Annotated in this window: 5 protein-coding genes and 1 pseudogene; all 6 read right to left on the reverse strand. The window is 67.3% G+C overall.

Annotated elements, in window-relative coordinates; translation table 11 throughout:
• Positions 1–335 (reverse strand): acyl-CoA dehydrogenase family protein (locus SPOPO_RS26955; RefSeq protein WP_019873015.1); only part of this gene is annotated, 335 nt, incomplete at its 3' end.
• The gene (locus SPOPO_RS0101500) at positions 328–1,503 is read right to left on the reverse strand and encodes an acyl-CoA dehydrogenase family protein (RefSeq protein WP_019873016.1); all 1,176 of its coding nucleotides are present in this window, start codon (positions 1,501–1,503) and stop codon (positions 328–330) included. The genes SPOPO_RS0101500 and SPOPO_RS26955, both read right to left, overlap by 8 nt.
• 52 nt (positions 1,504–1,555) lie before the next feature.
• Positions 1,556–2,418: pseudogene (locus SPOPO_RS35430) on the reverse strand (LLM class flavin-dependent oxidoreductase).
• 9 nt (positions 2,419–2,427) lie between these two features.
• Positions 2,428–3,357, reverse strand: a complete 930-nt coding sequence (locus SPOPO_RS0101515) for an LLM class flavin-dependent oxidoreductase (RefSeq protein WP_028984425.1) — start codon at positions 3,355–3,357, stop codon at positions 2,428–2,430.
• Positions 3,357–5,039 (reverse strand): AMP-binding protein, encoded by a 1,683-nt coding sequence (locus SPOPO_RS0101520; RefSeq protein ID WP_019873019.1) that lies wholly within the window; start codon positions 5,037–5,039, stop codon positions 3,357–3,359. The genes SPOPO_RS0101515 and SPOPO_RS0101520 overlap by 1 nt, the downstream gene beginning before the upstream one ends.
• A 37-nt stretch (positions 5,040–5,076) precedes the next feature.
• The coding region (locus tag SPOPO_RS0101525; protein WP_019873020.1) for a cytochrome P450 at positions 5,077–6,337 on the reverse strand (1,261 nt) is incomplete at its 5' end.

The raw sequence follows: 6,337 nt of genomic DNA on the forward strand, positions 1-6,337 counted from the left end.
TCGAGCAGACCCTTGCGGACATCCGGATCGGTGAGGTCAGCGAGCACACGGGCCGCGAGCAGGGCAGGCGCCACCGCCGGGGGCGCCAGCTGGCGGCCGAGCCGCTCCAGGAGCAGGCATGCGGTGGCAACATCCGCACCACCACCGCCCATCTCGTCCTCGACGGTGAGCGAGGTCCAACCCATGTCCTCGACGGCGCCGGCAAGCGGCACCGACTGGGAGGGCTCGTCGAGCATCGCCCGAACCGAGTCCCCACCCCACTGGTCGGAGAGGAACCGGTCCGCGGCGGCAGCAAGTGCTTTAGCTTCGGAGGTGGGAACGTACACCTCAACCACGGCCCGTCGGACGCGGCAGCTCGAGCACGCGCTCGGCGATCACGTTGCGCATGACCTCCGACGTGCCGCCGCCGATCGTGTGGGCCAGCGAGTCCAGGTAGAGCGAGGCCCACCGCCCGCCGTCGACGGCTTCCGGCGAGCGCCGGGCGAGCTGGGCGTCCGGACCGAGGATGTCCTGCGCCACGCGAAACAGGTCCTTGCGCAGCTCACTGGTGAACAGTTTCCCGATCGCCGATTCCGGGCCGGTCGGGTGGCCCGCCAGCTGGCGTCCGAGGGAGCGGTACCCGAGCCGCCGCAGTCCCTGAACCGCGCACCAGGCCCGGGCGAGGTCGTCATCAATCAGGGCGGCGTCCGTCCCGCTGCGTGCGTTCTTGGCCCGAAGCTCGACGAGCTCGACGAGGGTCTGCTCGATCCCGATCGTGCCGGACAGGCCGGAGCGCTCACTGTCCAGACTGCTCCGGACGATGCCCCAGCCCTCATGCACCGTGCCGACGAGCAGTGAGGACGGAACACGCACCTCGTCCAGGAAGATCTCACTGAAATGGATCCCGCCCGCGGCGTTGCGCAGCGGACGGACCGTGACTCCGGGGCTCTTCATATCCAGCATGAGCAGGCTGATCCCGGCCGGTCCGGTGCTGCCGGGGGCCGAGCGCACCAGGAGCAGGCACCAGTCGGCGATCGTCCCCAGGCTGGTCCACACCTTCTGCCCGGTCACTACGAACTCGTCGCCGTCGATGTCGGCTCGGGTCCGCAGCGAGGCGAGGTCGCTGCCCGCGCCGGGCTCGGAATAGCCCTGACACCACAACTCCTCCGCCGTCAGGATGCGCGGGACGAAGCGCTCCTTCTGCTCCTCCGACGCGTGCAGGACCAGCGTCGGGCCGACGATGTTGAGGCCGACGAAGTTGATGAACGGCGGCAACCGGTGGGAGGCGAACTCCTCCGCGCAGATGGCCTGCTGCATCACGGTGGCCTCGACCCCGCCGTACCGCTTCGGAAAGGCCAGCCCGACGTAGCCGGCCTCATAGGTCCGGCGCTGCCAGTCACGCGCGGCGCTCACTGCCTTGTGCGGGTCCCGCGGGAAGGCAGCGTGCGCCTTGTTGTCGCGAATCCACGCCCGCAGCGCGCGGCGGTACTCACGATCCTCGGCGGTCTCGCCCGGAATGGTCATCGACAACCTTTTGGTCAAAAAATGAGGGCCTGGGGACAACACTGACGGGGTGTCAGCGGAAGTGAGGGATGACAGATTCGGCCAGCATCTCCCGTTGGTGGGTCTCGATGAAGACGGCCTCGACGCCGAGCTCGGCGTAGCCGCTCAGCTCCTCGACCACCATCTCCGGCGTGCCACAGAAGATGCTCTCGGTGAATCTCTTGTAGAGCTCGTGGTCCTTCGGCGGGTTGTAGAGGTGGTTGCCCGCCTCGTCGACCAGATAGCCGTAGCCGAGAATGTGCTCGTCGTAGAAGTTCTCCATCAAGGCATCGCGGAGAAAGTGCGCTTCCTCGACCGACTCGCCCATGCACACGTCCTTGAAGGACGCGATGCGCAGGGACGCGCGGTCATGGCCGGCTTCCTCCCCGGCCCGGAAGTATTCCTCCGCCATGACGCGGATCGTCGCGAGCGGGGCGTTGGCGTGCCGGCGAAGTCGACGTCGCCGCCGGCGGTGAGCGCGTTCAGTAGATCGATGCCCTCACTCAGCCGGGCGCCGCGCGTGCGCTTGGCCGTTCCCACTCCATCGAACTCATACGGGCGGTAGGCCATGCCCAGGCCGAGCATGGCGCGACCACCGGAGATCACGTCCAGCGTCGCAACCAGCTCCGCCGCCTCGATCGGGTCGTAGAGCGGGAGCAGCATTGCGCCGGTGATGAACTTGATCTTCGTGGTGGCGCCGGCTGCTGCGGCCAGTGCAACCAGCGGGACGGGGATGAACCCGTCGTACATGAAGTGGTGCTCCGGCGCGCCGTAGGCGTCGAATCCGAGCTTCTCGGCCTGCTTCGCCCCGGCCACGTAGTCCGCGTAGCCGTCCAGGAGGTTCGCGGGCGTGGCCCGCATCCGGAACAATCCGGTGGCTCCGGTCCAGAACTCCATGTCCCCCCCTTACGCCTGCACCAGCGGCTGGATCTCCGCCGCTGCGGTGAACAGTTGATCGCTGCGTCCGCGTTGCGCCGCCGTGCGGCGCCAGACAAAGTGACGGACCCCTGCCTGGCGTCCCGCGCGGCGGATCTGATCCGCGATCTCCACGGGGGTGCCGCCGAAGGTGTGATCGTCGGTGGTACCCCCGAGCGCGACCCGTCGCTCGAGCACCGGCTCGACGGGCACCGTTACGGCCGGCGAACCGCGACGGACTTCCTGGTAGTCGGTGAGCAGTCGCAGCGCCTCGTCCGTGGGCACATCCGCTGGCACAAAGGGGGAGATCCCGGCTTCCGCGAGCCAGCGCAGCACAGCCCGGTCGAGCTCGACGTGCATCGCGGGGGCGACCTGCGCCGGTTTCGGCGTGACCGCCAGGTAGTCGGGAGTTGCGGGGCCCCATTCCCATTGAGGCCGCCATTCCTCCTCCGGGCTGGGGAGGCTCACCCCCGGAGGGGCCTCGTCGGGCGTGTGCGCCGGAAATCGGGTGTGTTCCCCGCGGAACCGGAAGTCGTCGAGCTGCCAGGCGGCGGCGGTGAGTGCCACAAGTTCCTGGACCTGGGAGAGAGCCACATCTTGCCGGGCGGGACTGGCCAGGCACAGCCCGACTCGGCCACGAGAGAAGAGGTCGACGATCGCGACCTCCTCGGCGATCCGCACGGGGCTGCCCCGGTCGGCCTGACGAAGTCCCATGCGCAACTGGATGGAGCGGGTCTTGGACGACAGGTAGGCGAGGGCGGCGCTCGGCGCCGATAGCGCGTTGTCGCCTTCCCGCTCGTGATGGATCCAGAGGCTGTCCAGTCCCACTCCATCGGCGGCGACCGCCTCGGCGACCTGCGACCGCCAAGCGTCCTGAAGAGCGGTTGGGCCCGCGGGGTCCCAGCTGATCCCGAAGCGCATCAGCCGGCGTCGCTCTCGGTGGCCAGGCGTGCCGTGACGTCTGCGACCAGCTCCCGCTTGAGAATCTTTCCGGTGGGCGTCATCGGCATCTCATCGACGACGATCAACCGCTCGGGGAACTTGCTCTTCATCGCCTTGCGTTCGGTCAGGTGGGAAGCGATGCGCTCCATCGTCACCTCGGTGCCCGGCGCCGGGACCACGTAGGCGCAGACCTTCTCCCCCATCCGCTCGTCCGGCATCCCGACCACGGCCACGAGCTGCACCTCGGGCATCTCCGTGAGCAGGTCTTCGATCTCCTTCGGGAAGATCTTCGTGCCGCCGCGATTGATGAGCTCTTTGTTCCGGCCGCGGAAACTGAGGTAGCCCTCCGCGTCCACGGCACCGAGGTCGCCGGTGTAGAACCAGCCGTCGTCGTCGCGGGATGCCGCCGTGAGGTCGGGCTGTCGGTAGTACCCGACGCACAAGGTCGGGCCGCGGAAGGCGATCTCGCCCACCTCGCCCTGCGGCATCTCCACCGAACGCCGGGTGGGGTCGACGATCTTCAGCTCCCGCCCGGGGAGTGGACGACCAACCGTCGTCCGCTGCTTGTCCTCCGGGTCCGCCGCCGTGGTCTGAGTGTGAATGATGTTCTCTCCGAGCCCGTAGGTGTTGGAGGTCTTGACTCCCCAGACCTCATCGAGCCGCCGGAGCAGATCGGGAGCGGACTGCGCGCCGCCGGACATGACCGAGCGCACGCTCGAGGTGTCGTACGAATCGAAGTCCGGGTGGGTGAGGATGCCCAGCAGGTGCGCGGGTGTTCCGGAGATAGAGGTGACGCGGTGCTCCTCGATCAGGCGCAGGACCTTGTCCGGGGTGTAACGGTCGACGAGCACGGTGGGCAGGCCACCCAGCAGCGTGTAGTAGGTGATGAAGTGTCCGAAGCTGTGGGTCATCGGTGAACACGTCAGGTTGACGGTGCCGCTGCCCTTGAGGCCCATCATGAGGACGATCATGTGGATGAACGAGACCAAGGTGTTGTGGGTGTGCATGAACCCCTTGGCATCGCCCTCGGTCCCCGAGGTGAAGTTGACGTAGAAGACGTCGTCGGGATCGACGACGATGTCCGCCAACCGGTGCAGGTTCGCAGAGCCCTCTTCGATCAGCGCAGCGAACGGGACCGCACCCGCGGACTCGCCGCGCGCGACGACGACGGTCTTGAGCTCTGGTAGCCGTTCCCGCATCGGGGCCACCGCGTCGGCGAACCGGAAGCCCTTGAACTCCTCCGGTAGGACGACGGCGTTGGTCCCGCAGAATCGGAGGAGCTGCTCCATCTCCAGTTCCCGGTACACCGTGTGCATCGGGTGGATGACGGCCCCGATCCGGGACAGGGCGACCTGGAGGTAGGCGAACTCCCGCCAGTTCGGCAGTTGCACGGACACCAGGTCACCGGGTTTGACACCGGCGCCGAGGAGGCCGGCGGCCAGCGCTTCCGCGTGCGCCGCGAACTCTGCGAACGTCTCGCTGCCCTGTTCGTCGATCAACGCCTTCGCGTCCGCGAACTCCTTCGCGATCTCGGCGAACACCTCGTGCAGTGTGATGTTCGACCATAGCCCGGATTCGACGTACCGGGCGCGGTAGGCCTCGGGAAATCGTCCGTATCTCTCGGTCATCGCGGCGCGGTGGTCGGCCGGATCGAAGGTCATCTGTCGCTCTGCCTTTCGCTTGGTAGATGCCGCCGGGCTACTTCGCGTCGAAGTCGACCCACAGCTGCGTGAGACCACGCAGCAGCGGGTGCATTTGGTGGCGAATCTCCTTGCCCTCGGTGAGGCGTAGATTGGGCAGACGGGCGAACAGGCGCTCCAGGGCGATGTTCGCCTCCTTGCGGGCCAGCGCTGCCCCCACGCAGAAGTGACTGCCGAATCCGAACCCGAGGTGGTTGGACGGTTTCGGCCGGCAGACGCTGAACGAATCGGGGTCCTCGTAGACGTTGCCGTCCCGGTTGGCCGCCCCGTACATGATCAGCACCTTGGCGTTCGCCGGAATCTCGAACTCGCCCAGCTTCTGCTCCGACTGTGTCCGACGGAACAGTCCCTGGACGGGCGCCTCGATGCGCAGGCCCTCTTCCACGGCGTTCTTGACCTTCGTGGGGTCGGCATAGACCGCGGCCGCGACCTCAGGCTCCCGGACGATGCGCCAGATCGCACTGCCGATCAGACTCGTGGTGGTCTCGTTCCCCGCCACGAGCATCTGCATGAGAATGCTCAGGAGCTCACCCATGTCCAGTGGCGTTCCGTCCGACCTCTTGGCCGAGACCATGACGCTGATGACGTCGTCGGTCGGGTGCGCGCGGCGCTCGTTGATCTTCTCCACGAAGTACTGTTGAAACTCGACGATCGACTCGGCGGACTCGATCATCCGCTGTGGGGTGACCCCGCCGCCGATCGCGACGATCGAGTCGTCCGACCAACGCTTGAACGTGGCGTACTCCTCCGGCGGAACCCCGAGGATCTCCGCAATGACCTTGACCGGCAGGGGGACGGCGAACTCCGACACGACCTCCGCGGTGCCCTTGCCCGCGAACCCGTCGATCAGCTCGTCGGTCAGTTCGTAGATCCGGTCGGTCATGCGTTCAGCGGTGCGCGACGCGGAGAAGGCGTTGAGCACGATGGTGCGGTACTCCGTGTGCTCGGGCGCGTTCGCGGTGACCAGCGTGTTCACATTCTCGAAGCCTCGGGACATGATCTCGCGGACCTCGGGCGACCACAGCTCGGCCGGGCCGAGGGCGGGGCCCTCTCCGGGGGCGAACATCTCCGCACCGGTCCACTGCAAGAAGTCACCCGGTCGCTTGAGCGCGTCCAGGCAGAGGTCGTGCCTGGTCACCACGTAGATGTCGTGTTCCTCCACGTGGAAGACCGGGGCGTTCTCCCGCAGCATCGCGTAGAACTCGTAAGGGTCCTCGATGATCTCCGGCGGGATCAGCTCGAACGGATTGGGGCTCGAG

The organism is Sporichthya polymorpha DSM 43042 (assembly GCF_000384115.1).
GTDB classification, from domain to species: Bacteria; Actinomycetota; Actinomycetes; order Sporichthyales; family Sporichthyaceae; genus Sporichthya; species Sporichthya polymorpha.

What these genes read in the sequence shown, in the direction of transcription:
- SPOPO_RS0101500 (WP_019873016.1), bottom strand. Translation starts at nt 1,503, where the DNA reads ATGACCATTCCGGGCGAGACCGCCGAGGATCGTGAGTACCGCCGCGCG.
- SPOPO_RS0101515 (WP_028984425.1), bottom strand. Translation starts at nt 3,357, where the DNA reads ATGCGCTTCGGGATCAGCTGGGACCCCGCGGGCCCAACCGCTCTTCAG.
- SPOPO_RS0101520 (WP_019873019.1), bottom strand. Translation starts at nt 5,039, where the DNA reads ATGACCTTCGATCCGGCCGACCACCGCGCCGCGATGACCGAGAGATAC.